Raw genomic sequence first — 26,161 nt, forward strand, 5'->3', positions numbered from 1 at the left:
GATCTTGGAATTCATAATCTGATGACCTGTTATGATTCCGGAAATGGAAGGAGTTTTATTCTAGGAAGAAAATATCTTTCGCTGGAAAGATACTTTCACAAAGAAATCAGCAGGGTTCAATCAATATGGTATGCACAGCAGGTGGAAAACGGCATAAAATATCCCCGATCATCGAAACACATCAAGAGGCTTTATCGGAAAAAACAGAACGCAGTAAAGGATTACCTTCATAAGGTGACCAGATGGCTTGCAGAATACTGTAAAAAAGAAAGGATAAGCTGTGTAATCATAGGAGATATCCGAAACATCCGTAAAGGAAAAGAAATAGGGCACAAGACAAACCAGAAGTTTCACGGACTGCCGTATAATAAACTCTACATCATGCTGGAGTATAAACTGAAACTGTATGGAATATCACTGACAAAACAGGAAGAAAGCTATACCAGCCAGTGCAGCCCGTTTTCACCAGAAATATCAAAAAGATATGCAGAAGCATCAAACCGAAAAGAGCGGGGCATGTATATAACGGATGGAGTAAGATATAATGCGGATGCAGTAGGAGCATTTAATATCCTGCGTAAAAATCTTTCCGTATCCGGAAAACAGAAAGAACTGTCCGTAACCGGATTAAAGAATCCAGAAATAATAAAAGTAGCTGTATAGCCGCAAGGCAAGCAGTAGTGGTGTCATGGACGCACCCTGAAAAAAGGCGGTATCCCGCCAGATTTCAGATGCTCTGGTAACTTAGTTGCCGAGTAGTTCACAACCATATACCTTGCATCATGAGTTCGGATATGTTACATTTATCATATCAAGCATATATTTTTCTTTGTAAACATTTCAAGTATATCTTACATTCCAATCTAATTATGAATCTGAGAAAATCTTATGCTTATCCAATTAAGTAACAATTGAAAAGCAGGAGATTTTCGATGGATTTTGCTCTGACTGTGAGGTGACGGGAGTGTTACAAAGCAGAAGAAATTCTCCTGACAGAAAGGAGGATTTATGAAAAAAGGAACTTACGCAAAGAATATATGCTTTTGGTTGACAGAATTCGTAGATATACAGCCAAGTACGGAGACATACACACAGCTGTTGAGAAAGCGGTGACCGAATGTATCGCAGAAAATATATTGGCTGATTTTCTTAGGAGGAATCGAGCGGAGGTGGTAGAAGTGTGTATATTTGAATACGATGAAAAGCGTGAGAAAGAGCTGATTTGAAAAGCGGAATTCGAACAGGGTGTGAAGGTTGGTCGTGAAGAAGGTCGCGAAGAAGGAGAGAGTATAGGCGAAGAACGTGTATTTGAAGATATGCGGATTCAACAAGGATAACACAGGAAGAAACAGCGTATCCAAAAGCGGCAGAAGAGAAAGAAAAATAACGACAGAATCAATTTAAGTGATAAAATGGGGGATGTTCCGTGAGAGATACAGACTGGCAGATCTTACAGGCACTTTATAAAAATCCAAATATGACGAAGGTTGCCAATTCGTTTTACATGACGCAGCCGTCTTTGACCAAGCGGCTCAAGCAGATGGAGGAGGAATTTGGCGTGACGATCGTCAACCGGACGCCGAAGGGGCTTTCGTTTACACCAGAGGGACGCTACCTTGCCGATCAGGCGGAGCGGTATCTGGTGTTTATGAAGGAGACGACGGAGACGCTGGCGGCAATGCAGAAGAGCACGGAGGAGACGATCGTGATCGGTTCTTCCTATACATACAGTAAATACATGCTTTCGGAACTTTTATTCCAGTACCGGAAAGAACATCCGAGTGTGCAGTTTGAGGTCGTGACGGATCAGAGCGATGCGCTGTTTCGCAAGCTGCTTGACGGGACGGTGGATGTCGGATTTATCCGCGGCGATTATGAGGGGGCGCTGGAGCGCATCCGGGTCGGTAAAAGCGCCGCCTGCCTGGTGACGAAGGAACCAGTTAAGATGGAAGATTTGCCGGGTTTAGATCGGATCGAGTATAAGACGAATGACCGGACAAGAGAGATTCTGGAGCGCTGGTGGAATGAAAATTTCAGCACCCCGGTCGGCAATGGTATGCCAGTTGGTTATATTGATGTGGCATGGCAGATGATAGAACGAGGGTTTGGTTATACACTTTGTTTTCTTCCAGAACATTTTGCCAATGAACACAACCTATGCCTGACTTCACTTTTCTGGAAAGATGGGACGCCGGTGGAACGGAATACCTGGTTTTTCTATCCGAAGAGTAAGCGGCTGTCCCCGGCGCTTTCGCAGTTTGTGGAGTATGTGGCGGAAGGTGCGAAAGCTGGGAAAAATAGAAAATAAAATTCATCCTGAATTATTCATGAAGCAATCCGCAGAACTTCATTTTTCATGATATCTGCGGATTGCTTACCCTTAAAAATAATGATATAACTCACAAAACAGAATTATTTTTGTTACGAAAAAATCTTTTACTGTGCGCTTAGATAGAACAGGCCCTTATTGTCAATCAAAATTAAATTTATCAAATTGTAATATAGAAGACCAGGAAATTATGTCTGGAGAGTTATCATGTTCCTGCGGATATCGTGCTGCGATTCGAAATGGAATAATCTGTGGAGATACAGGTCCGATTAGTCCTTATGATGGAGAAGATTCAAAACGAAATTGTTATCGTATGATGAGCTCGGAGCTTCTGAGTCTGATACAGAAGGCTTATTTGTGGCTTGATGATAAATTAAATACATGTGATACCAACAACAAGGTTATTTTAGAAGATTGTATCAACAATTATTTCTTTTGTTATGCAAATCTGGAAGAGCTTAATCCAAATGCATTCTATATTGTCAGTGATAAGTTTGAAGAAGTTGTAAGTATGTACAAAGATCTTATCGAAAAATTGAATCTTCAAAGGAATATCTTGTATATTGCAGCAGGAAGCCATCTTCTTCCATTGCGTCATGGATGTGTGGATTATTATATTGATTTTGACTCTTCAAATGAATATGCGATCTTGAATCAGAAGTTCGCTTTTAATGAAGTGGAAGAGTATCTTTCTTCCAGTGCAAAGTATTTGGGTGCATTTTTTGGTTTTCAGAGGGGCTGTTCATCTATGCGTGAACTTCGCAGACAATATCCGGATGCTGGAATGCATTGCTTTGATGTATCTTATTTCAAACAATGTCTCAGTCAGAAATGGAACCATGTTTGTTTTGAAGACGAATTTGGTGTTGTCACAGATTCTGGATATGGGGAATCATTTACGTATCATATAAATAATGAACCATTGCGACTTAGTATGTATTTTTGTGAGGGAAGGGATATGAAGAAATAATTTGCTGGTTGCTTTGAAGTGAAAAGGTGTTTACTATAGTCATAGAGGGTTCCTTTGTTTGGGATTGTTAAGACTTTGATCACTTTGATTTTACCAAAAATGGTGTTCTTTTTTCATTCACTTAATAAGTGCAAAGCAATATGCAATTAAAATGTTGAGATAAAGGAGAACTGGAAGAAAATGCGGGAACTAGACTGGCTGATTCTTAGAAAACTGTATGAAAGGCGCAGCATGAGCAAGGCAGCGGAGGATTTGTATATAACGCAGTCCGCCCTGACAAAGCGGGTCAAGGCAATTGAGCAGGAATGGGGCATAGAGGTTGTCAAACGGAGCAATCAAGGTGTAACATTCACAGAGGATGGACGATATCTTGTAAAAAAAGCAGGTATCATGCTAGATTTTCTCGGCGAGATACGTGAACATTTTTCAGAACGCCATGGAGTCAAGGAATTGGTGCGCGTCGGTGTCCCGAACTCCTTTGCAAGACTCCATATGCCGAAACTGCTGAAAGGTTATGTGGACGCGTACAACCGCCTTCAGTTTAAGACATTTCCAAACTCCAGCGATATGCTGATCCGCCAGATTACCGACGGAACGATCGATATCGCGATCGTCTGCGGCGATTACCCATTTCTCGGGGAGAAAATCTGCCTGTTTGAGGAAGAACTTTACATCATGGCGCCGATGGGGACCGCACTGGAGGACGTCGAGCACCTGCCAATCATCGAATCATATTTAAATCCGATGGTAAAATTGCTGCTCAACCAGTGGTGGAAGGATCACTTTGGAGAATCCCTCCATGCCGCTCATTTCGTCCCATATTCGGATATCGCGATCGAGATGGTAGAAAATGGACTTGGCATCTGCTTTCTCTTCGGCTCCGACTGGGCGTTTGACCGCAGCCGTTTCCAGCTCATCCCGATCTACAACAAAGAGCAGGAACCTGTCTCACGCCGCGTCTGGATGATGCTTTCCGATTCCTGCTATCGGAACCAGGATATCATGGATTTTATATCCTTTACAGAAGAGTACTATCACGTCAATAAGATAGAGCGGAAATAAATATGGTAACAGGCGCAGACCCAAGAGCGCAAGCATTTTCTGGAAGAATATCCCTGGGTCTGTGCTGTCCCTCTCGCGATCTCATCCATCACCCGCACCATTCCATTCTGGAATACCCCTACATTCAAATCCTGAATTTCCATTTGTCAATTCTCCATGTTACAATTTTATCAAACCAAGAAATAAAGAATCCGCATATTCGAGGGAACGCGGATTCTTTGGGTAAAAATAAAATGCATTAAAAGGGTCAGGAGGAAACAAACATGAGTTACGCATACGTAGGATGCCGTACCACCCGCGAGAGAAATGCACGCGGCAAGGGCTTAAAGGTTTACGAAATTTCGGAGGCAACCGGCGAATGGAAAGAGATTCAGTGCTTAGAGACGCTGCCGAATCCGTCCTATCAGGCGATGGATCTGGAGGAGAAATATCTCTACTCCGTACACGGCGACAATACACAGGTCAGCAGCTATAAGATCGAGGCAGACGGAACCTTATCTGCCTTAAACACCATCGAGATCGGCGGCAAGAATCCGGTTTTCATCACACCGGACCGCACCAACCAGTACATGGTAGTGGCAGCCCTGCAGGGCGGCGCTGTCTATGTCATCCGCCGCAATGCGGACGGAAGTCTGGGAGAGATTGTCCACACTGCGCATATGGCAGGAAAGAAAGAAGGCGCTATCTCCTTTGCACACCAGTGTATTTGGGATCAGAAGAAAGAATACCTTTTTGTTGTATGCCAGGCGAGACTGCAGGGCTACGGACAGATCGTCGTATTCCGTTTTAACCCGGAGGACGGCAGCCTGACACAGACCGACTGCTACCGCGGACGCGAGTACGATGAGCCGCGCCACGTATCGATTCATCCGAACAACCGCTTTGTTTACTTAATCAATGAAAAAGGAAATTCGATGACCTACCTTTCATTTGATGACAAGAACGGTAAATTAAAGGCGCTGCAGGTACTTCCGACTCTGCCAGATACCTATACGGGCGAGGGACAGGCGAGTGCATCCTTGCTCAGCAAAAATGGCGAGATTCTCATCGGTTCCAACCGTATCCATGAGTCTATCGTGCTCTACCGTATCGACCAGAACACTGGATATATGAAGGAATTAGGCTATTACCCGACTCTGGGTCTGACACCACGTTTTATCTCCTTCAACCGCGATTACAGCTTGTTTTATGCGGCAAATGAGGACAGCGATACCATCGTAGAGATGCGTCTCTGCGAGGAAACAGGCCGCATGGAGTATACCGGACGTATCATCCACACCGAGAGCCCGGTCTGCATTACATTTCGATAGGAGGCTGCTATGAACTTAGGACTTATTTCTTTAATCTGCCTTCTGGCAGCTATCGTGATTGGCTTTGTGAAAAACTGTAACGTCGGTATTCTCTGTACCGGTATCGCTGCCGTGCTGGCGCTGGTATTCGGCATCAAGGCATCCGATATCATCAAGGGATTTAGTGCATCCCTGTGCATCCAGATGGTCGGTATTACTTATCTGTTTGCAATTATTAACGGAAACGGAACCCTGGAACTTTTAGCACGCAAGATGGTAGCGCTGGTTGGCAAACAGAAACGTCTGATTCCGTTTGTTATCTATATTTTAGGATTTATCATCAGTGCCGTAGGACCGGGCGCAATTCCGAGCCTGGCAATCATCCCGGTTATCGCAATCCCGGTTGCGGCATCCGCAGGCATCAACCCGATTATGACGGCGATCATCGGAGACCTGGGCGTTATGTCCGGACGTATGAGTCCGCTGACCCCGGAGGCAGCCGTTGTCCGTGAACTGATGGCAGCACAGGGACTGGAGGCAGATACCGTTCCGATCATGTTCTGCCTGATTCTGACGGCGCTGGCAACCATGGTACTTGTCTACATTTACTATAAAGGCTGGAAAGTGGATGTAAATGCAGTCGGAAAAGAAGCAGAGCTTCCGAAATTTACCGGAAAACAGCTCCTTTCCCTGGCAGCACTGGCTGGTCTGGCAGTCGGCGTTCTGTTCTTCTCCTGGAATGTCGGCCTGATGGGATTTTTAATGGGGTCGCTGTTAATTATCTTTGGCTGCGGTGATGAGAAGAAAGCAGTTCAGATGGTGCCGTGGAATGTGATTATCATGGTTTTAGGTGTTGGCATTTTGATGAATGTTATCTCCCTGTCCGGCGGTATCGATATCATGGTAGCGGCTCTGGAGCACGTTATGAGCAAACGGACTGCTGCGATGATCATGGGTATTACTTCTGGGTTTATGTCCTTCTTCAGTTCCGGTCTTGGAGTTGTATTCCCGACCCTGATTCCGACAGCAAGCGGACTGGCTTCAACGCTGGGAGCAGATGCCATCGAACTGGTATCGGTGATTGTAATCGGTGGAACGATCGTAGGATTTACTCCGATTTCCACAACCGGCGCGCTCATCATGGCAGGTGTTTCTCAGCAGGAGAATGCGGAAGAACGTTTCCCGCAGAACCGTATGTTTGTAGAGCTGTTTGCCGTTTCCTTCCTGGCACTGGCAGTGGTAGCGGTATTTTCTTTCCTGGGTATTTACCATCTGTTTGTATAGTGGAAAAAAAGCATCATATCGGATAGATGAAAGAGCCGGGCAGAAGCCTGTAAAGATATGGTTTGAGAATAGGAAGAGGAAAATATGACAGCAGAAGAGAGAATGATGTGGGTGGAGCGCTATAGCGCCCTCCCGACCGGAAATGTGGCAGATGCCATGGACGGACTTGGTTTAAAACGCGGCAGTGTGCTGGGACTTCATCCGATCGATCCCTCCCAGAAGCGTGCAGCCGGATTTGCCCGCACGATTTTGCAGAAGCGCCGGAGTACACCGTGGGACGGCATGAACCTGGCAAAGCACGGAAAAGTGATCGATGACAAAACGGAACCGGGCGACCTGCTGGTGATTTCCATGGGCGGTATCATGGATGTATCGACGGGCGGTGACCTGCTGGCACTCCGGGCACAGCTTCGCGGCGTGCAAGGCGAGCTGACCGACGGCTGCCTACGCGATACCGATGACATCGCGGCATTTGGTTTTCCGGCATACAGCGCCGGAACTGCACCGAACAAGAGTGCTTACGATATCGAGACGGTCAGCGTGGATGTGCCGGTGACACTCTGCGGCGTCCTGATTTTTCCAGGCGACATGGTCGTGATGGATCGGACCGGCGTGGTCGTGGTTCCGTCCGGAAAGATCGCGGAAGTCTACGAATCTGCCTCCCGGATCGCGAAGCGCGAGGAGCGCGTGGCGGTTCATCTGCGCGAGGGAAAGACGCTGACGGAGTCGCGAAAGCTGGCAGCGGCGGAAGTTGGGCAGTAGGACTCAAAAATCGGCATATGACTTAAAAATAAAATTTGAATGACCCATTTATGAGCACATAAAAGCTCATAAATGGGTCATTTTTTTACATTATGAAAAAATGAGACAAGAACGAGTCATTCCTGGAAGGTTATCAAAAAAATAAATAAAAATTTTAATTCGACAAAAACCTTGTATTTACAAGGAAAACCTCGAATTTTTTGGAAAATAAAAAAGAAAAATATTAAATAAAATCGAAAAACGTAAAAGTTGGCACGGAACTTGCTGTATATATGAGTATCAAGCAAAAGTATCAAGCAAAAAGAAAAATATATTACATGGAGGGAACACATTATGAAAGTTGGCGTATTGAAAGACATCAAAGTAGGCGAGTACCGTGTCATCGCAACCCCGGCAGAGGTAAGCATGCTGGTAGGTGACGGCAATGAGGTTTACGTCCAGAAGGGCGCGGGCGAAGGTTCTGGATTCCAGGATGAAGCATATGTGAAAGAGGGCGCGAAGCTGGTTGATACAAAGGAAGAAATTTATGCAACCTGCGATTTCGTCGCAAAGGTAAAAGAGTTTGAACCGTGCGAGTACAAACTGCTCCGTGAAAACCAGATCGTATTTACCTGCATCCATCCAGCAGCACATCCGGAAGAGGTACAGGCACTTCTCGACAGCAAGTGTATTGCATTTACCGCAGAAGATTCCCACCGTTACGGTTCACCGAACTGTGAGGCAGCTGGTAAGGCGGGTGCACTCTTTGGCCTGGAATCCCTGCTTTCCATCAACGGCGGCAAGGGCAAATTCGTCAACGGTCTCGGCGGTGCTCCGGGCGTTAAGGCGCTGGTCATTGGAGGCGGCGTGGTAGGACGCGCAGCAATCTCTGTTCTTCATGCGCTGGGCGCGTGGGTAACGGTTATGGATATTAATATCGGAACCCTGCGCGATATCGGAAAACAGTTCAATGAGGAAGTCAACACCCAGATTTCCAACCGTTATAATCTGAAAAAGATTTTACCAGAGATAGATGTCGTATATAATTGTGTTAGATGGCCGAAGGATGCCAAAGAATACATGATCGACCGCGAGATGGTCCGCTCGATGGAGAAAGGTTCCGTTATCGTAGATATCAGCAACGATTATGGTGCAATCGAGACATTCCATGAGACCACCCATGAAAATCCGCGCTACATCGAAGAGGGCGTCGTACATTATTGCGTAAGCAACATTCCGGGTGCAATTTCTCAGTCTACCTCGATCGCATACGCAGCATCCGTACTGCCGCACTTCAGAAGCATCATCAACAATGGCGTGGCGCAGGCATGTGCAAAGGATGGTTTCCTGCGCCGCAGCTTAACCACCTACAAGGGATACTTAACCCATGAGGAGACAAGTGCCATCCAGGGCAGACCGTGGGTTCGTCCGGAAGACATCTTAGAGATCGCAGATCAGAAACTGGATCTGGCTCCGTCGGCAACCAAGAGCCATTCGGATAACTTTATCAAATTAGAAAAGTGATTTTCAGATAAAGGATACCGGCAGAACGCTTTTCGTGAAACGTATGGGGATACGGATGAAAAGCGCTCTGCCATTTGAGGGGAGAATAGAAGCGCTTCCAGATGGGAAATAGCTGGAGGCGCATTTGATACAGAAGAATAGGAGGGGTATCTGTGAGTGTTACAGACATTTTAGTGGACTTTGCGATCGCATCGTTTTTTATAGCGGTTGGTCAGCTTTTACGTGCAAAAGTGCCGTTGGTACAGAAATTTTTCATTCCGCCAAGCATGATTGCCGGATTTATCGCGCTGGCACTCGGGGCGCAGGGACTGGGAATCCTGCCGTTTTCTGAAAATATTGGTTCTTATGCAAGTGTTCTGATTATCCTGATTTTCGCAGGTGTCGGAATTAATGGATTTTCTTTCAACAAGAAAGATTTTAAAGCGGAAATTGACCGGATTGGTTCTTATTTTTCCTATAAAGTGTTGGCACAGGCGATTCAGTTTTCACTGGCACCGTTGTTTAGTATTTTAGTAATTTCGAAATTATTCCCGAACATTAACTATGGCTTCGGTCTGCTGCTGGCAGCTGGTTTCTCCGGCGGACACGGAACGGCAGCGGCTGTTGGTACCGCGTTTGAGAGACTGGGTGATCTGGATGCAATGGATATCGCGATGACCTGTGCAACTGTTGGTATTTTATCGGGTATCTTTGGCGGTCTGTTCTTCATCAAGCTGGGAACGAAAAAGGGCTGGACCAAATATATGAAAGGCTTCAATCAGATCTCCGATGATCTGCGCTGTGGTCTGGTGCCCAAAAATGAGCGCAAGTCGATGGGCGAGGAAACTATTTCATCCAACGTCCTGGATCCGCTGGCATGGCATCTGGCAGTGATGCTGATCGCATCCGGTATCGGTGTGGGACTCAGCAAGGGAATCTATGCAGCGATCGGTCTGGATTTGCCGAATTACCTGATGGCATTTTTGACCGCGATCGTGATGTTCCTCGTTTTCCGAAAAGTCGGCGTCGGTGATTATATTGATGAAAATGTAGTGGGACGTATCTCCGGTACTGCGACGGATTATCTGGTGTTTTTCGGAATCGCTTCCATCAAACTGGCAGTTATCGTTAAATATGCAGCTCCGCTGGCACTTCTTCTGCTCTGCGGTATTGTAATCGTAGTGGCAACTCTGATGTTCTTTGGTCCGGCGATGAACCGCGGCAGCTGGTTTGAGCGCGCGATCTTCGTATTTGGCTATTCAACGGGCGTTTTTGCGATCGGCTTCATCCTTCTTCGAATCGTTGATCCGGAAAACCGCTCCAAGACGCTGAACGATACTGCATTTGCAGCGCCGTTTACAACTCCGGCAGAGATGTTTGCGTGGTCGATGGGACCGATGATGCTCTTAAATGGCAGCCATTGGAAGTTTATCGGCATCTATTTGGTAATCATGGCAGCATGCATCATCGCAAATATCGTATTTAAATGGTGGTGGCTGAAACTTCCGTTGGATCGCCCAGGTGTGGAGGAGATCGGATAAACTTGTCTTTGCCTGTTTCCTCTGATACACTTGGAACAGGTGTAAACATAACACCGTTGTCAGGCCGGATGAACGCAGATTCAAGTCGAACGTCCGTGAGACTTAGCGCGTGATTCCGGTCAGCGGTGTTTCAGACAGGGGAGAAATGCATGGAGTTTTTAAGACAGTTATTTCATGGAAAAGGATATATTGACGGAATCACGATCATCAACCTGGATGGCGAGATTCTGTTTTCAGCAAAGTTAAATAGTAAATTTTCAAACCGGAAAGAGAGAGAAGCTTACCAGGCGTTGGTGGGACAAAATTTTTTCGATGTATTTGAAAACCTGAACGCTAAGAACAGCAGCATGATCCGGGCGATGGAGGTCGGACTGCCGGTTTACGTGGAAAACCAGCTGCTGCAGACCAAGGGGCAGGAGGGCATCCATATCAGCTCTCTTTCGATTCCGATCAAGAGCGGGCGCGCCGTGGTGGGCGCGATCGATCTGTCGATGGAGGAGATGACAGACGGCGAGGAAGAGCCGGAGAGTGTGGAACTGACTTCGGAACAGATCCCGGTCGGTGGCGCTGGAAAGCTGAAAAAACACAGCGGCGCATCTTTTACGATGGAAGATATCATCGCAGTGGATGAAAAAATGAAAAATGCCAGAGACTATATACCGGTGGTGGCGGCGTGCGATCTGCCGGTTATGATCTATGGGGAAACGGGAACCGGAAAAGAGGTGTTTGCACAGTCGATCCACAATGCCAGTGAACGGAGGGATAAACCGTTTATCGCGCAGAACTGTGCGGCGCTGCCGGATACCTTGCTCGAAAGTATCTTATTTGGAACGTCCAAGGGCGCGTTTACCGGGGCAATGGAAAATAAGGGACTCTTTGAGCTGGCGGACGGCGGAACGCTGTTCCTCGACGAGATCAACTCGATGCCTCTGTTTTTGCAGTCAAAGCTTCTGCGGGTTCTGCAGGACGGCAGTTTCCGCAGCCTGGGCGGCAGTGAGACGAAACGCACGAATGTGAAGATCATTGCGGCGACCAATGTGGAACCGCTTGAGGCGATCGAGAAAGGACAGCTTCGGCGCGATATTTATTATCGTCTGAGCATGATGTCGATCCGGATTCCGCCGCTGCGGGAACGGAAGGCGGATATTGGACATTTTGTCAAGTTTTATGTAAACAAACACAATGGCACGTTCCACAAGCAGGTTCAGTATGTGTCAAAGGATCTGCTAAAAAAACTGGAAGAATATGACTGGCCGGGCAATGTCCGGGAGCTGGAACACGTGATCGTTTACGGCATGAGCATGGTGGACGAGACGAGCGCCTTGCTCCAGTATAAAGACATCAAGGGAAAGCTTCTGCTGGAAAAGCAGGCGGACAGGAAAAAGACGCCGGAAAGCCTGGAAGAAGTTCCAAAACTCTGCTCGTCGCTTCGTGAGGCGGTGGCTGCCTATGAGGAAAAACTGATTTGGCAGGCGTTGGAGGCGGCGCACGGAAATATATCTGAGGCAGCGCGGATTCTGGATGTGCCGAGGCAGACGCTGCAGAGAAAGGCGAGCCAGCTGCGGGGCGAAAAGGCGAAGGAAAAACAGGAAAAAGAAATCTGAGCGATGGAGGATAGATACGGAAAATTGAGGACGATGCGGGAAGCAGAACCAGCAGAATCAGCCCGGAAAGGATGGAACGCTCAGACAGAATAACAGGAGGAAATGCAGAAATGGAGAAATACATTGGAAAATATTCTGTAAAAGATTTTTTATATCTGATTCTGGGCGCATTTATCTACAGTATCGGCACGCACAGCTTTATTGAGACGGCGAATATTGCGCCGGGCGGTGCGGTCGGCGTGGCACTGATGTTAAACCATGTGACGAACCTGCCGGTCGGACGGCTGACACTGATGGTCAATGTGCCGCTTTTAATATTGGCGTGGTTTCATTTGAGCCGTGCCTTTGCGCTGCGGACGGCGTTTGCGTGCGGAATCTGTTCGGTGGTTCTTGACTACGTGATCGCCCCGGTCTTTCCAGTTTATATGGGCGACCAGCTTATGGGAAGTCTCTACGGCGGCATTCTGGTCGGCGTCGGCATGGCATTCATCTTCCTGTCCGGTTCGACGACGGGCGGAAGCGATGTAGTCGGCTACCTGCTTCAGAAGAAATATCCGCATGTCTCGATCGGGCGCGCCCTGATGATGATCGATGGAATCATTCTCTCCACCTCGATCTTCGTCTTTGGAAATGTCGATGCGGCGCTGTTTGGACTGATTTCCCTGTACGCACAGACGAAGGTCATCGACATGATCATCTACGGAAATGACGCCGGAAGCGAGGCGTCGATCGTGACGAAATACCCGCAGAAAATCGCAGAACGTGTCATCAAGGAAATTGACCGTACAGTAACACTGCTTCCGGGCAAGGGGGGTTACAGTGGCGAGGACACTACGGTGGTTTTATGTACCGTCCGCAAAACGGAGTTCAATCGTTTAAAACGCATTATTGCGGAGACGGATGAGAATGCGTTTGTGATTGTGAAGGAAACCTCGGGCATTTTTGGACTTGGTTTTAAGGATGTAGCGGAGGTACAGCAGTAGGAGCCGGGATTGGAATTAGAAAATAGCGGGATATGCCGTGAACAAGGCGAATATAGATATTATAAGAATGCATCAGGAGCGGTGCACTTGAACGAATGGTTTGAAACACACTCGTTTCTAAAACAAATGCGAAGGCGGCTGTCAGTGGAATTGGCAGTCTGCCTTCTTTTATTTTGCGGCGTCTTTCTGGCGGCACGGTATGCGGGGCTGGCGTCAGCGGGGGCGGACGCTGTGCTTGGGAAGAAAAAGCCGGTTGTTTTCTTGGACGCCGGACATGGGGATTTTGATCCGGGAAAGGTGAGTGTGGACGGAAGCCTGGAAAAGGACATCAATCTGGCGATCGCGAAGCGCCTGAAATGGTATCTGGAGCAGTCGGATGTGGAGGTCGTGATGAGCCGGGAGGATGACCGGGGACTTTACGATACGTCAGCCGGAAGCCGGAAAATGTCCGACATGAAAAACCGCTGCGCCCGCGTCGAGGAATCCGGTGCGGATCTGGTCGTCAGCATCCACCAGAACAGCTACCACCAAGAGGACGTATCCGGCGCTCAGGTATTTTATTACCGGAAGTCGGAGAAGGGAAAACGGCTGGCGGAAATACTGCAGAAGCGCTTCGACTATGCGCTGGGAGACCAGAACCGCAGAAAAGCCAAACCGAATGACAGCTATTACCTCCTGCTCCACGTCAAATGCCCGATTGTTATTGTCGAGTGCGGATTTTTGTCTAACTGGAAAGAAGCGGCGCTGCTGAAAACAGAAGAATATCAGGACCGCGTGGCGTATACGCTGCATATGGGGATCATGGAGTATCTGAATGGGCGCTGAAACCTTGAACTGGCGAGGAATCTTGTGTATACTAGGAGTACTTAGCGAGGTATTTTCGAGCTTAGTACGAGTCATGCCGCGCATACTAGGAGTACTTAGCGAGGTATTTTCGAGCTTAGTACGGAAGATAGATTTATTCATTGTAAGATAGTAGAAAGAAGAATCAATATGCAAAACGAAACCAAAAAAGAACTTCACACCCAGATGTGGAAGATAGAAAATCCAAAGGACTTTACGGCGCATGACCGGGAGGTGCTTGAGAAGGCGGCAGCGATCATCCGCGCGGGCGGTCTGGTGGCATTTCCGACGGAAACTGTGTACGGCTTGGGCGCGAATGCGCTGGATGAGGCAGCAGCGAAGAAGATTTATGCGGCGAAGGGACGCCCGTCTGACAACCCGCTGATCGCGCATGTGTCCTGTCTGGAGGAGGTCGCGCCGCTGGTATCGAATATGCCGGAAAATGGCAAAAAGCTTGCAAAGGCATACTGGCCGGGACCGATGACGATGGTATTTCCTAAGAGCGCGATCGTGCCGTATGGAACGACCGGCGGGCTTGACACGGTGGCAATCCGGATGCCGTCCGATCCGATCGCGGCAGAGTTAATCCGTCTGTCCGGCGTGCCGATCGCGGCTCCGAGTGCGAATACATCGGGACGCCCAAGCCCGACGCGTGCGGATCACGTGCTTCAGGATATGGACGGAAAGATCGATGCGATCATCGACGGCGGTCCGGTTGGAATTGGTCTGGAATCGACGATCGTGGATGTTACGGAGGAAATGCCGATGGTTTTAAGACCGGGTGCGATTACCGTGGAGATGCTGCGTGAAACGGTCGGGGAAGTCGGCATTGATCCGGCGATTTTAGGACCAGTCAGCGCGGACGTGCGCCCGAAAGCACCGGGAATGAAATACCGCCATTATGCACCGAAAGCCGATCTGACACTGGTCGAGGGCGAGACGGAGGCAGTTGTGGAGACGATCAACCGCCTGGCAGGCGAAAAGCTGGCAGAAGGGCGCAAGGTTGGAATTATCTGTACGGACGAGACGAAAGACCGTTACCCGGCGGGGATGCTGGAAAGCATCGGTGCGCGGGCACGTCAGGAGACCGTTGCACACAACCTGTATGCGGTTCTGCGCGATTTTGACGATCGCGGTGCGGAATATATCTTTTCGGAAGGATTTTCGGAAGACAATTTAGGACGGGCGATTATGAACCGGCTCAATAAGGCGGCTGGCTATCATATTTTGAAGGTGTGAGACGATGCGGTACTTATTGGCGGCGATTAATGCCAAATATATACATTCAAATCTGGGAATTTACAGCCTGAGACGATATGCGATGGAGCGGCTGGGGCTGGGACAGAAGGATGAGCAGGGTGCGGCTGTTGGAATGGAAATGGTTTCGGAGGCAGCAGAAGGCGCGAATCGAACGAAAACCGTGTCGGAAATCCAGATCGATCTCGGCGAGTACACCATCAACCACCAGATGGATCAGATTCTGCAGGATATTTACCGGAGAAAACCGGATGTGGTGGGATTTTCCTGTTATATCTGGAATATCGTTTACGTGAAGGAACTGATCCACGATTTGAAAAAGGTTCTTCCGCAGGTCCGCATCTGGATGGGAGGTCCGGAGGCTTCGTATGACGCGGTTCACCTGATGGATGAGCTGCCGGAGGTCGAGCTGATCATGCAGGGCGAAGGCGAGGAGACATTTACGCGGCTGGTGGAGGCGTGTGAGCGCGGGACGGAAGTTTGTTTTTCAGAGATCCCCGGCATTGTCCTACGCTGTTCGGACGATACCGTCGAGGTCCATCGCCCGGCGCCGCTCATGAATCTGGACGACATTCCATTTTCCTACGGAGATTTAAGCGGGCTGGAACACCGCATTATTTACTATGAGAGCAGCCGTGGATGTCCATTTTCCTGTAGTTACTGTCTGTCCTCGATTGATAAAAAAGTGCGGTTCCGCAGCCTTTCGTTGGTGACGAAGGAACTGCAGTTTTTTCTTGACCGGAGGGTGCCGCAGGTAAAGTTCGTAGACCGGACGTTTAACTGCAAAAAGAGCCATTCGATGGCGATCTGGCAGTATTTGCTGGAACACGATAATGGAATTACCAACTTCCATTTTGAAATTTCATCGGATCTTCTGGATGATGACGAGCTGGCGCTGATGAAACAGATGCGTCCGGGGCTGATTCAGCTGGAAATCGGCGTGCAGACGACGAACCTGGTGGTTGTGAAGGAGATCCGGAGGACGATGGATCTGGACAAGGTGGCGCGCCGTGTGGCGCAGGTCAACACCTTTGGCAACATCCATCAGCATCTCGACCTGATTGCGGGGCTTCCGTATGAGGATATCGAGAGCTTTCATCGTTCCTTCAACGATGTATACAAAATGGAGCCGGAACAGCTTCAGCTTGGCTTTCTGAAGGTGCTGAAAGGTTCCTATATGGAAGAAATGAAGCAGAAATACGGTCTGCTCAGCCAGAGCAAGCCGCCGTATGAGGTGCTTAGAACCAACTGGCTTTCCTATGAAGAGGTGATCCGTCTCAAGGGTGTGGAAGAGATGGTCGAGGTCTATTACAACAGCGGGCAGTTCCGCCGCACGATGAAATGCCTGTCGCAGGAATGGGGCGATGCGTTTGATTTGTATGACCGCCTGGCGGCATTTTATGAGGAAGAGGGACTGAATGGAGTGAGCCATAACCGGCTGGCACGGTATGAGATTTTGTATCTGTTTATTCAGAAATGGGGGAACAAAGAAATTTCCTATCAGGATCTTCTCATTTATGACCTCTACCTCCGTGAAAACGTCAAGAGCCGTCCATCTTTTGCAACGGATCCGTCGGAGTGGAAGAACGAGACGAAGCAGTTTTTCATGCGCGAGGCGAAGGAACGCCGTTATTTGAAGGGCTACGAGGCATACGATTCCAGGCAGATGGCGAAAATGGCGCATTTAGAGCGGATGGAAGACGGAAGCTTTGTGCTGTTTGATTACAAAAACCGGGATGCTCTGTTTGGCAATGCGGCGGCATTTTCCATTTCCCAGGATGAAATATAGTGAGAAATGGGATTTTCCAGAGAAAGACAGGAAAAAGAAATTGCGGATGGCGGCAGTCTGAACATCTGAGAATGGGAAGAAATGTAAGATAGCCATATTTTAAATTAGATGGATAGTAAACTGTTCAGTAGGTCTGTGCATTTACTGCGCGTGACTGTGAAGGTACTGAACAGTTACGATGGATAAATAAAATGGAAAAAACAGACAATTCTTATATAGCGATTGACCTGGAGACAACAGGGTTAAATCCCAAAACCGAGCGGATCATCGAGATTGGCGCGGCGCGGGTGGAAGATGGAATCGTGGTGCAGACGTATTCGACGTTTGTCAACCCGGAGCGGGAACTGGATGCGCGCATCCGGGAGCTGACGGGAATCTGTGACGATGATTTGAAGGATGCGCCGGTGCTGGATACAGTTTTGCCGGAACTTCTGGCATTCTGCGGGGAGCTGCCGCTTCTGGGGCATCATGTTATCTTTGATTTCAGCTTTCTCAAGCGGGCGGCGGTCAACCGGAAGTATACATTTGAGCGCGCGGGGCTTGATACCTTGAAAATCTGCCGCCATTTTATGCCGGAGGAGGAAAAAAAGAATCTGGCAGCCGCGTGCCGGTATTTTGCGGTGGATCCGGGCGAGAGCCATCGGGCGCTTTCGGATGCGCTGGCGGCGCACCATCTGTATCAGGAGCTTAAAAACAGGTATTTTCTGGAAGTGCCGGAGGTGTTTGCACCGCAGCCTTTGATTTACAAGGTAAAACGCGAACAGCCCGCGTCAAAAAAGCAAAAAGAAGTCTTGCGGGAATTACTAAAATATCATAGAATAAATTTATCTGCGCAGATTGATTCGCTTTCGAAAAATGAGATTTCGAGACTTACGGATCAGATTATCGCGCAGCATGGCAGAATGCAGAAGAGGTGAGAGATATGTTTAAATTTTCAAATCAGAAAACACGCCAGATCGTATCAGCGGTTGTTATTATAATCGTAGTAGTAGCGATGGTAGCGGGAACCATTTTGGCAGGTCTTATGATGTAAAGGTTCGGTAGATGATGAAAAAAAGAAATTGGATGGCAGGCGTATGCGGTGCGGCAGTGATGGGACTGCTTATAGCCGGTACGGGCACCGCGTCAGCGGGGACGATTCCCACGGGCTTTCAGGTCGGTGGGTTTGATCTTTCCGGGATGACACGGGAAGAGGCGGATCAGACGATTGAGAAATCGATCGGGGAGATGGAAAATCAGACCATTTCGATCCGGGTAGAAGGTCATGAGGTTCAGACGACGGCGGCGGAGCTGGGATTTTCCTGGGTCAACCAGAACGAGATTGATGAGGAAGTGGAGAAACTTTCCGGCGGAAATCTTCTGCGCCGGTATCTGAATCAGAAGGAATTAGAGCAGTCCGGCATGGATCTGCAGATTGAGACAGCGGTCGATGAAGCGAAGGTTGCCGAGTTTGTGCAGACCCGGTGCGCGGAATTTACGACAGCGCCGCAGGACGCTGTGATCACGCATGAAAATGGAGTCTTTCAGGTCAGCCAGTCTTCGGCGGGACAGGAAGTGGACATAGATGCGACGACAAAAGCACTGAATGAGGCGCTCGCGGGCGGTCTTTCGGAACCGGTTTCGGTGGATGCAACAGTCAAAAATGCAGAGCCGACCCGCACGACAGAGGCATTATCTACGATTCAGGATGCACTTGGAACATTCAGTACCGGATTCAACCCGGGAAATGTGTCGCGTTCCAAGAATCTGCGGAACGGTGCGGCGAAGATCAACGGCACGGTTCTGATGCCGGGAGAAGAATTTTCGGCTTATACATGGCTGACCCCATTTACGGTGGAAAATGGCTATGCATCGGCAGGTTCCTATGCGAACGGTCAGGTAGTCGATACGGTCGGCGGTGGCGCCTGCCAGATCTGCACGACGCTCTACAATGCAGCGCTTCTGGCGGAGATGGATATCACCCAGCGCCAGAATCATTCGATGATTGTTACTTACGTTCCGGCATCGCAGGATTCGGCGATCGCGGGTACTTATAAGGATCTGAAATTTAAAAATCCATACGATACCCCGATCTATATGGAAGGGGCAGTGAACGGCGGGACTATTTCATTTACGATATATGGAAAAGAGACACGGCCGGCAAACCGGACGATCAAATACGTTTCGGAGACACTGTCGAAGAAGGATCCGGGCGAGCCGATCACAAAGGTGGATGCATCTTTGAAGCCGGGTGCGAGGGTGAAGGAACAGTCGGCGCACTATGGGCTGCAGTCACGGCTCTGGAAATACGTCTACGTGGACGGCGTGGAGACGGAGAAAACCTTGCTGCAGACGGATACCTATATGGCATCGAAGGCAATCTACCGTGTAGGTCCGGCCGTTGCAGCTGCGGCACCGGCGGTTCCGGCTGGACCGCAGCCTGAGACACCGCAGCCTGAGATACCACAGCCGGAAAATCCGGTTCCGGCACCGACGGAAGCACCGGCAGCACAGGAGCCGACCCCGGCACAGCCGCAGGGACCAGCCGGTCCGGCGCAGGAAGCAGCGCCGCCGATGGAGTGATAGCTTATATCGGATCATATATAGTGATGGTATGAGAGCAGAGATTTGTGGTAACATGGTGTGGTAAACGCAGAAAATTACTGTACTTGAATGTGAAGCTGGGAAAGGAATCAGAATGAACATAAAAGATGAAATTTTCGAGGTATACGGGGAGATGAAAGCCGAGCAGGATCTTCTGGCGGTCGGTTACACCGCGCTTCTTGGTACCTCGATGGCGGCAAAAAGCGGCGAGGCGGCGCTTTTGAACCGATTTTCTGCACGGTATGTGAGAGAATGCCAGAATCTCTATGAGAAATGGAATCCGTCTCCGCTTCTGGAGACATTTGCTGCACATAAAGAGCGGAAAGTGCTGACCCGTCTCGGCGCATCTGCGTGGTATCCGGCGGGCGGGGGCGGCGTCATGGCAGCGCTGTGGCATTTTTTTGATGGATTCGGACTCGGATTTGAGATGGATCTTAGGAAACTTCCGATCCGCCAGGAGACGGTGGAGGTCTGCGAGGTATTTGACCTCAATCCATACCGTTTACAGTCGCAGGGCTGCATTCTGCTGACGGCGTCTAGCGGTCCGAAACTGCTAAAGAATCTGGAGAGAGAGGGCATTCCGGCGGCGCTCATCGGTCGGACGCGCACCGCGATCGGACGCGAGATTTACAGCGGCGAAGTACATAGCTTTCTTGACCGGCCAAAACCGGATGAGATAGATAAAATGAAAGACTTACCAAAATCCCATTAACAGGAGGTAGTAAAGTGAGAGAGAGAATTTTAGCGGTCATTGAAAAAAACAGCCGCATCAGCGTCAAAGAGCTGGCGGATTTACTCGGGGAAAATGAAGCTGCGGTCGCGGCGGAGATCGCCGAAATGGAAAATGAACATATCATCTGCGGTTACCATACCCTGATTAACTGGGATAATACAGATGAGGAGAAGGTCATTGCACTGATCGAAGTAAAGGTAACGCCGCAGCGCGAGATGGGCTTTGACAAGATTGCCGAGAGAATCTATCAGTATAGCGAGGTGACTTCGGTATACCTGATGTCCGGCGGCTATGATTTTACCGTTATGATCGAGGCGAAAACCATGCGTGCAGTTGCACAGTTCGTGGCAGAAAAGCTTTCCACGATCGATTCTGTGCTGAGTACCGCGACCCATTTTATTCTTAAAAAATACAAAGACCATGGTACCGTTCTCTGCGACGGTCCTCAGGATGAAAGGATGTTGATTGTTCCGTGAGAAACCCATTATCAGATACGATTGTAAATATTCCGCCGTCCGGAATCCGGAAGTTTTTTGACGTTGTCAGCGAGATGAAGGGCGCGATCTCCCTGGGCGTGGGCGAACCGGATTTTGATACACCGTGGCATATCCGCGAGGAGGGCATTTATTCGCTGGAAAAAGGACGTACCTTCTATACGTCGAACTCTGGTTTAAAGGAACTGCGCCAGGAGATCTGCCATTATCTGAAACGTCGTCAGCGCCTTGAGTATGATCCGAATACAGAAGTGATGGTAACGGTCGGCGGCAGCGAGGCGATTGATATCGCCCTGCGCGCGATGCTCAATCCGGGCGATGAGGTTCTGATTCCGCAGCCGAGTTACGTTTCCTATGTGCCGTGTACGGTGCTGGCGGGCGGTACGCCGGTCATTATCGAGCTGGAGGAGAAGGATGAGTTCCGTCTGACGCCGGAGAAGCTGCTGGAGAAAATCACACCGAAAACAAAGGTGCTGATTCTTCCATTCCCGAACAATCCAACGGGCGCGATCATGAACCGCACCGATCTGGAGGCGATCGCGAAGGTGATTGAGGAGAAGGATCTGTTTGTGCTGAGTGATGAAATTTATTCCGAGCTGACCTACAGCGGCAAGCACGTTTCCATCGCGGAGATTTCCGGGATGCGTGACCGCACGGTGTTGATCAACGGATTTTCCAAGGCATATGCGATGACCGGGTGGCGTCTCGGCTATGCGGCGGCTCCAGCGCTTATCTTAAAACAGATGCTGAAAATCCATCAGTTTGCGATTATGTGTGCGCCGACCACCAGCCAGTATGCAGCGGTTGACGCCCTGCGGAATGGCGATGAGGACATTGCCCGCATGAAGAAAGCCTACGATGAGCGCCGCCGCTATCTTTTGAGAGAGTTCCGGGGGCTCGGCATGGACTGTTTCGAGCCGTATGGAGCATTTTATATGTTCCCGTGCATCAAACGGTTTGGCATGACCTCGGATGAATTCGCAAACCGCCTGTTACAGGAAGAGAAGCTGGCGCTTGTGCCGGGCACCGCGTTTGGAGACTGCGGCGAGGGCTATCTGCGTGTTTCCTATGCGTATTCGCTGGAGGATCTGCAGAAGGCGATCGAGCGCATCAAGCGGTTTGTGGCACGGCTGGATGGAGAGAAAAAATGTTAAATATTGTACTCTATGAACCGGAGATGCCGATGAATACAGGAAATATAGGACGAAGCTGCGTGGCAACGAACACGCGGCTTCATCTGATCGAGCCTCTCGGTTTTAAATTGAATGATAAAATGGTAAAAAGAGCGGGTCTTGATTACTGGCCACATCTGGACGTGACAGTTTACAGTGATTTTAAAGATTTTCTGGAGAAGAATCCGGGCGCGCGCCCGTATATGGCGACCACGAAGACGACGCAGGTGTATACGGACGTTCACTACGATCCGGACTGCTATATCATGTTCGGACCGGAAAGCCGCGGCATCCCGGAAGAACTCCTGATCGAAGACCCGGAGCGCTGCGTCCGCATCCCGATGTGGGGTGAGACGCGTTCTCTGAATCTGTCAAACTCGGTGGCGATCATTCTGTATGAGGCGCTGCGGCAGAATGGGTTTGAGAAGATGAATACGGAGGGGCATCTGCATCACCTCCAGTGGAAATAAGGTGGATTCTCTCCCACACGTGCGTCATCAACGTCTCAGATGAAACAGGAATTAGTGGCACCAAGTCCCACAGGCACTGATATTTCCGTCGCATTCGGCGTCGGAGTCAGTGCCATTTTTATTGTTGTCCGGCAGGTGGACGCCGCAGGATGGTCCGTTATTTCCGCTCCGGTCAAAGTGAAGCATTCCGTTTAAGAAGTCTTCGACGCGGTCTTTAGGAGCGCCTTTGGCGCCGCCGAGAACCTGGATGCTGGTTTCGCGCAGGGCGATCATCATCGGAATTGGGAGAGCGTCGCAGAGGAGGACGGCAATATTTTCTTTTTTGAGAAATGCCACCAGCGCGCCGGGATCGTTTGAATAGGCCTGTTCCACAGTTTTGGTGGAAATGATCTCATCGTCAACTACATCGAAAATTAAAAACTCCTTTACCTGAGCCAGGTGGGAGCAGATTTCTCCGTTTTCATAAGGGACTGCAATTTTCATGATTGACCTCCTTTTTTAGAGATAGTATAGCGCTTAAAATTGAAAAATCAATATAAATGTATATTTAATTTTATGGATAGATAGAAGAAATTTCTATCAAGAAAAGAACCAGCAGAAGGGAAGTTCCCAATAAGACAGTACGAGAACATTACTGACATAGGGTAGCTGCCGTACAGGAGTGCGGCAAGAAAAATTGGCGATACTTGGTTTTCATAGCCAGGTATCGCCTTTTTCTATCTTTAACAGAATGTTTGAATAACGCAGTAAGTCCCTTAATCCGACTTGACTTCTTTCCACAAACTATTATAAAGCTCGTCCGCCTCATCCCCAAGATACCGGTAAACCTCGCAGTTTTTCAGCTGCTCCGCATCTGGGAAGACGGCTTTGTTGTTCTGGATTTCTTTGTCCAGCATTTCCTTGGCTGCCTTGTTTGGCGTCGCGTAGGTAATGTACTCAAAGTTTTTGACTGCGACATCCGGGCGGCAGAGGAAATTGATCCATTTTTCTGCGTTTTCCTTATTTTTCGCATTTTTCGGAACTACCCAGGAATCGAGCCAGACGTTGGTTCCCTCTTCGGGGATCACGTATTCCAGGGAGAATGGGAGGTTCTGTGCGGCTACCTCATCCTGGATGTACATGATCTCGCCGGAGTAGATGACGCCGATGGCTGCCTCACCGCCGATCATCTTGTCACGTACCTGATCGATGACGTAAGCCTGTATGAGCGGTTTCTGGTCAATCAGATCCTGCTTTGCCTGCTGGAGTTCGGTTTCGTCGGTCGAGTTGGCAGAGAAGCCGTCTTTTTTGAGCGCTACCATGAAGGCATCGCGGACGCTGTCCTGCATCAGGATCTCGCCTTTATAAGCCGGATTCCAGAGATCGGACCATTTGGTCGGAACTGGAAGTCCTTTTTCTTCGATGAGCTTCGTATTATAAAGAATACCGACGGTTCCCCAGGTGTATGGCACGGAATATTTGTTTTCCGGGTCGAACTGCTTGGACATTTCCATGTACTGCGGGTCAATGTTTTTGACATTTGGAATATTGTCAAAGTTGAGTTCGGCAAGCAGGTCATTTTCCTTCATTTTCTGAATCATGTAGTCGGATGGGCAGACTACATCGTAGTTGACGCCGCCGGCTTCGATGACCGGATACATTTCTTCCAGGGTCTCAAATACGTCGTAGGTAACCTTGATTCCGGTTTCCTGTTCAAATTCCTCAATCAGGTCCGGATCAATATATTCGCCTGCATTGTAGACGTACAGTTCGTTTGAATGAGTCGTGGTGTAGCGGCTGTAGGTGCTGACACCAACGACAAGCAGAATCAGCGTGCAGGCAAGTCCCAGAACGCCGTTCTTGATCTGGTTGTTGCGTTTGCGGCGCTTGATGGTCTCTGTGTCAATCACAGTCGCATTGCCGGTGGATTTTTTCTCCGGGGCAAAGTTGGTGATCACCAGGAGCACCAGGACTGCCACGAAAATCAGCGTGGACAGGGCGTACATCGTCGGCTGGATGCCTCGGCGCACCTGGCTGTAGATCAGGGTGGATAAGGTATCCATACCGGCACCTCTTGTAAAGTGCGTAATGATAAAATCATCGAGGGACATCGTAAATGCCATCAAAAAGCCGGAGAGGATACCCGGGACGATGTCCGGAAATACGACCTTGAAGAAAGCATATAGCGGGCTGGCGCCGAGATCCAGAGCGGCTTCGTAGGTGTACCGGTTCGTCTGCTTGAGTTTCGGCATGACACTTAATATCACATATGGAATATTAAATGTGATATGCGCGATCAGCACGGTTTTAAATCCGAGAGAGATACCGAACGCGATAAATGCCAGCATCAGGGAGATACCGGTTACGATATCGGAGTTCAGCATCGGGATGTTGTTGATTCCCATGACGATGGTGCGCGGAATCCGTTTCATGCTGTTGATGCCGATGGCGGCGATCGTGCCGATGACGGTCGCGATCAGAGCCGACGCAAACGCGATGAGCAGCGTATTGTTTAAGGCATTCATGATGGCGGAATCCTGGAACATCTGCGTATACCAGCGGGTGGTAAAACCGCCCCAGACGGTTCTCGATTTTGTGTTGTTAAAGGACAAAACGATCATGGTCACGATCGGGATGTATAAAAAGAGCAGGATGAGCGCCAGGTAAAAGTCCTGGAAAAACTGTTTTAAGCGGTTATGTTTCATCAGAACGCATTGCCCTCCCCTTCTTTATCGTATTTGGCGATAAGCGCCATACTCAGTAAAATGAAAATCATCAGAACCAGCGAGAGACCGGAACCTAAGTGCCAGTTGCTTCCCTTGGTGAACTCCTGCTCGATGACATTTCCGATGAGCAGAATCTTGCTGCCGCCTAAGAGACTGGAAATAACGAAGGTTGTCAGCGCCGGGACAAATACCATGGTAATGCCGCTGATGATGCCCGGGATGCTGAGTGGAATCCAGATGTGAATGAGTGTCTGGAAATTGTTTGCACCCAGGTCTTTGGCGGCGTTGATGGTATTGTCGTCGATCTTTGCCAGCACATTATAAATCGGGAGAATCATGAAAGGCAGGAAGTTGTATACCATGCCCAGAATGATCGCCCACGGGGTATTGATGATGGCAATATTTGGCAGATGGAGAAAGGAAAGAATGCCGTTGATAACGCCATTTTTCTCCAGGAGCGTCTGCCACGCGAGGGTGCGGAGCAGGAAATTCATCCACATCGGAAGGATGAAGACGAATACCATGAAGCTGCCTGCCCCAATGCCGCGGCGGCGCAGCACCAAAGCCAGCGGATAGGACAAAAGCAGGCAGATGGCGGTCGCAGCCAGAGACAGACCCAGGGATAAGAGCAGCGCCTTCATATGCTCCGGTGTCGTGATGGAACAGACATTTGCCAGTGTAAATGCCCCGCTTTTGGTTGTCAGACCGTAGTATACGATCAGCAGGAGCGGGATGATGGTAAAACCGATCATCCAGAGAATATAAGGACCGGCGAAGAGCCGTTTCACGTTTGATTTCATGCTAAGTCC

The 26,161-nt window shown here is 49.2% G+C and carries 23 protein-coding genes; 20 read left to right on the plus strand and 3 right to left on the minus strand.

Annotated elements, in window-relative coordinates; translation table 11 throughout:
- The 20 genes from DXC57_RS12815 to trmL all read left to right on the plus strand — a co-directional run.
- On the plus strand, positions 1 to 663 hold a 663-nt coding region (locus DXC57_RS12815), incomplete at its 5' end, for an RNA-guided endonuclease TnpB family protein (RefSeq protein WP_147354104.1).
- A 763-nt stretch (positions 664 to 1,426) separates the two neighbouring features.
- Positions 1,427 to 2,308 carry a LysR family transcriptional regulator gene (locus DXC57_RS12825; protein WP_118652986.1) on the plus strand — a complete coding sequence of 294 codons (882 nt, stop codon included), beginning with the start codon at positions 1,427 to 1,429 and terminating at the stop codon, positions 2,306 to 2,308.
- A gap of 211 nt (positions 2,309 to 2,519) precedes the next feature.
- Positions 2,520 to 3,299 (plus strand): hypothetical protein, encoded by a 780-nt coding sequence (locus DXC57_RS12830; protein WP_147354105.1) that lies wholly within the window; start codon positions 2,520 to 2,522, stop codon positions 3,297 to 3,299.
- A 180-nt stretch (positions 3,300 to 3,479) separates the two neighbouring features.
- A complete protein-coding gene (locus DXC57_RS12835) occupies positions 3,480 to 4,361 on the plus strand; it encodes a LysR family transcriptional regulator (protein ID WP_118652990.1) in 882 nt (293 codons plus the stop codon).
- Between the two features lie 263 nt (positions 4,362 to 4,624).
- On the plus strand, positions 4,625 to 5,671 hold the full coding sequence (locus DXC57_RS12840) for a beta-propeller fold lactonase family protein (RefSeq protein WP_118638471.1): 1,047 nt from the start codon (positions 4,625 to 4,627) through the stop codon (positions 5,669 to 5,671).
- Between the two features lie 9 nt (positions 5,672 to 5,680).
- The gene (locus DXC57_RS12845) at positions 5,681 to 6,934 is read left to right on the plus strand and encodes an SLC13 family permease (protein WP_118638472.1); all 1,254 of its coding nucleotides are present in this window, start codon (positions 5,681 to 5,683) and stop codon (positions 6,932 to 6,934) included.
- A gap of 84 nt (positions 6,935 to 7,018) precedes the next feature.
- Positions 7,019 to 7,696 (plus strand): RraA family protein, encoded by a 678-nt coding sequence (locus DXC57_RS12850; RefSeq protein ID WP_118652992.1) that lies wholly within the window; start codon positions 7,019 to 7,021, stop codon positions 7,694 to 7,696.
- A 333-nt stretch (positions 7,697 to 8,029) separates the two neighbouring features.
- Positions 8,030 to 9,199 (plus strand): alanine dehydrogenase, encoded by a 1,170-nt coding sequence (locus DXC57_RS12855; protein WP_118652994.1) that lies wholly within the window; start codon positions 8,030 to 8,032, stop codon positions 9,197 to 9,199.
- 152 nt (positions 9,200 to 9,351) lie between these two features.
- Positions 9,352 to 10,719: a sodium/glutamate symporter gene (locus tag DXC57_RS12860; RefSeq protein WP_022358860.1), complete on the plus strand. Its 1,368-nt coding sequence runs from the start codon at positions 9,352 to 9,354 to the stop codon at positions 10,717 to 10,719.
- Between the two features lie 149 nt (positions 10,720 to 10,868).
- Positions 10,869 to 12,323: a sigma 54-interacting transcriptional regulator gene (locus DXC57_RS12865; RefSeq protein ID WP_118293786.1), complete on the plus strand. Its 1,455-nt coding sequence runs from the start codon at positions 10,869 to 10,871 to the stop codon at positions 12,321 to 12,323.
- A 110-nt stretch (positions 12,324 to 12,433) separates the two neighbouring features.
- Positions 12,434 to 13,306 carry a YitT family protein gene (locus DXC57_RS12870; protein ID WP_118652996.1) on the plus strand — a complete coding sequence of 291 codons (873 nt, stop codon included), beginning with the start codon at positions 12,434 to 12,436 and terminating at the stop codon, positions 13,304 to 13,306.
- Between the two features lie 87 nt (positions 13,307 to 13,393).
- Positions 13,394 to 14,131: an N-acetylmuramoyl-L-alanine amidase gene (locus tag DXC57_RS12875; protein WP_347502091.1), complete on the plus strand. Its 738-nt coding sequence runs from the start codon at positions 13,394 to 13,396 to the stop codon at positions 14,129 to 14,131.
- A gap of 204 nt (positions 14,132 to 14,335) precedes the next feature.
- The gene (locus DXC57_RS12880) at positions 14,336 to 15,388 is read left to right on the plus strand and encodes an L-threonylcarbamoyladenylate synthase (protein WP_182457317.1); all 1,053 of its coding nucleotides are present in this window, start codon (positions 14,336 to 14,338) and stop codon (positions 15,386 to 15,388) included.
- Between the two features lie 4 nt (positions 15,389 to 15,392).
- The gene (locus DXC57_RS12885) at positions 15,393 to 17,195 is read left to right on the plus strand and encodes a B12-binding domain-containing radical SAM protein (protein ID WP_118653000.1); all 1,803 of its coding nucleotides are present in this window, start codon (positions 15,393 to 15,395) and stop codon (positions 17,193 to 17,195) included.
- Between the two features lie 191 nt (positions 17,196 to 17,386).
- Positions 17,387 to 18,112, plus strand: a complete 726-nt coding sequence (locus DXC57_RS12890) for a 3'-5' exonuclease (protein WP_118653002.1) — start codon at positions 17,387 to 17,389, stop codon at positions 18,110 to 18,112.
- Positions 18,113 to 18,239: 127 nt separating this feature from the next.
- Positions 18,240 to 19,757, plus strand: a complete 1,518-nt coding sequence (locus DXC57_RS12895; protein WP_243101479.1) for a VanW family protein — start codon at positions 18,240 to 18,242, stop codon at positions 19,755 to 19,757.
- 115 nt (positions 19,758 to 19,872) lie between these two features.
- Positions 19,873 to 20,490 (plus strand): AIR synthase-related protein, encoded by a 618-nt coding sequence (locus DXC57_RS12900; RefSeq protein ID WP_118653004.1) that lies wholly within the window; start codon positions 19,873 to 19,875, stop codon positions 20,488 to 20,490.
- Positions 20,491 to 20,504: 14 nt separating this feature from the next.
- Positions 20,505 to 20,987, plus strand: a complete 483-nt coding sequence (locus DXC57_RS12905) for an Lrp/AsnC family transcriptional regulator (RefSeq protein ID WP_022358850.1) — start codon at positions 20,505 to 20,507, stop codon at positions 20,985 to 20,987.
- Positions 20,984 to 22,159, plus strand: coding sequence for an aminotransferase class I/II-fold pyridoxal phosphate-dependent enzyme (locus DXC57_RS12910; RefSeq protein WP_118492791.1), 1,176 nt, complete (start codon positions 20,984 to 20,986; stop codon positions 22,157 to 22,159). The genes DXC57_RS12905 and DXC57_RS12910 overlap by 4 nt, the downstream gene beginning before the upstream one ends.
- Positions 22,153 to 22,647, plus strand: coding sequence for a tRNA (uridine(34)/cytosine(34)/5-carboxymethylaminomethyluridine(34)-2'-O)-methyltransferase TrmL (trmL, locus tag DXC57_RS12915; protein ID WP_022358848.1), 495 nt, complete (start codon positions 22,153 to 22,155; stop codon positions 22,645 to 22,647). Before DXC57_RS12910 ends, trmL begins: the two co-directional genes overlap by 7 nt.
- Positions 22,648 to 22,698: 51 nt before the next feature.
- On the opposite strand, the gene DXC57_RS12920 is transcribed toward trmL, so the two are convergent.
- From DXC57_RS12920 to DXC57_RS12930, 3 genes are all read right to left on the minus strand, one after another.
- Positions 22,699 to 23,130 (minus strand): NifB/NifX family molybdenum-iron cluster-binding protein, encoded by a 432-nt coding sequence (locus DXC57_RS12920; protein ID WP_118653006.1) that lies wholly within the window; start codon positions 23,128 to 23,130, stop codon positions 22,699 to 22,701.
- Between the two features lie 272 nt (positions 23,131 to 23,402).
- Positions 23,403 to 25,331, minus strand: a complete 1,929-nt coding sequence (locus tag DXC57_RS12925; protein ID WP_118653008.1) for an extracellular solute-binding protein — start codon at positions 25,329 to 25,331, stop codon at positions 23,403 to 23,405.
- Complete coding sequence (locus DXC57_RS12930; RefSeq protein ID WP_022358845.1) at positions 25,331 to 26,152, minus strand: ABC transporter permease; 822 nt, start codon at positions 26,150 to 26,152, stop codon at positions 25,331 to 25,333. Before DXC57_RS12930 ends, DXC57_RS12925 begins: the two co-directional genes overlap by 1 nt.
- Positions 26,153 to 26,161: the final 9 nt, after the last annotated feature.

The organism is Clostridium sp. TF06-15AC, assembly GCF_003481165.1.
GTDB classification, from domain to species: Bacteria; Bacillota; Clostridia; order Lachnospirales; family Lachnospiraceae; genus Otoolea; species Otoolea fessa.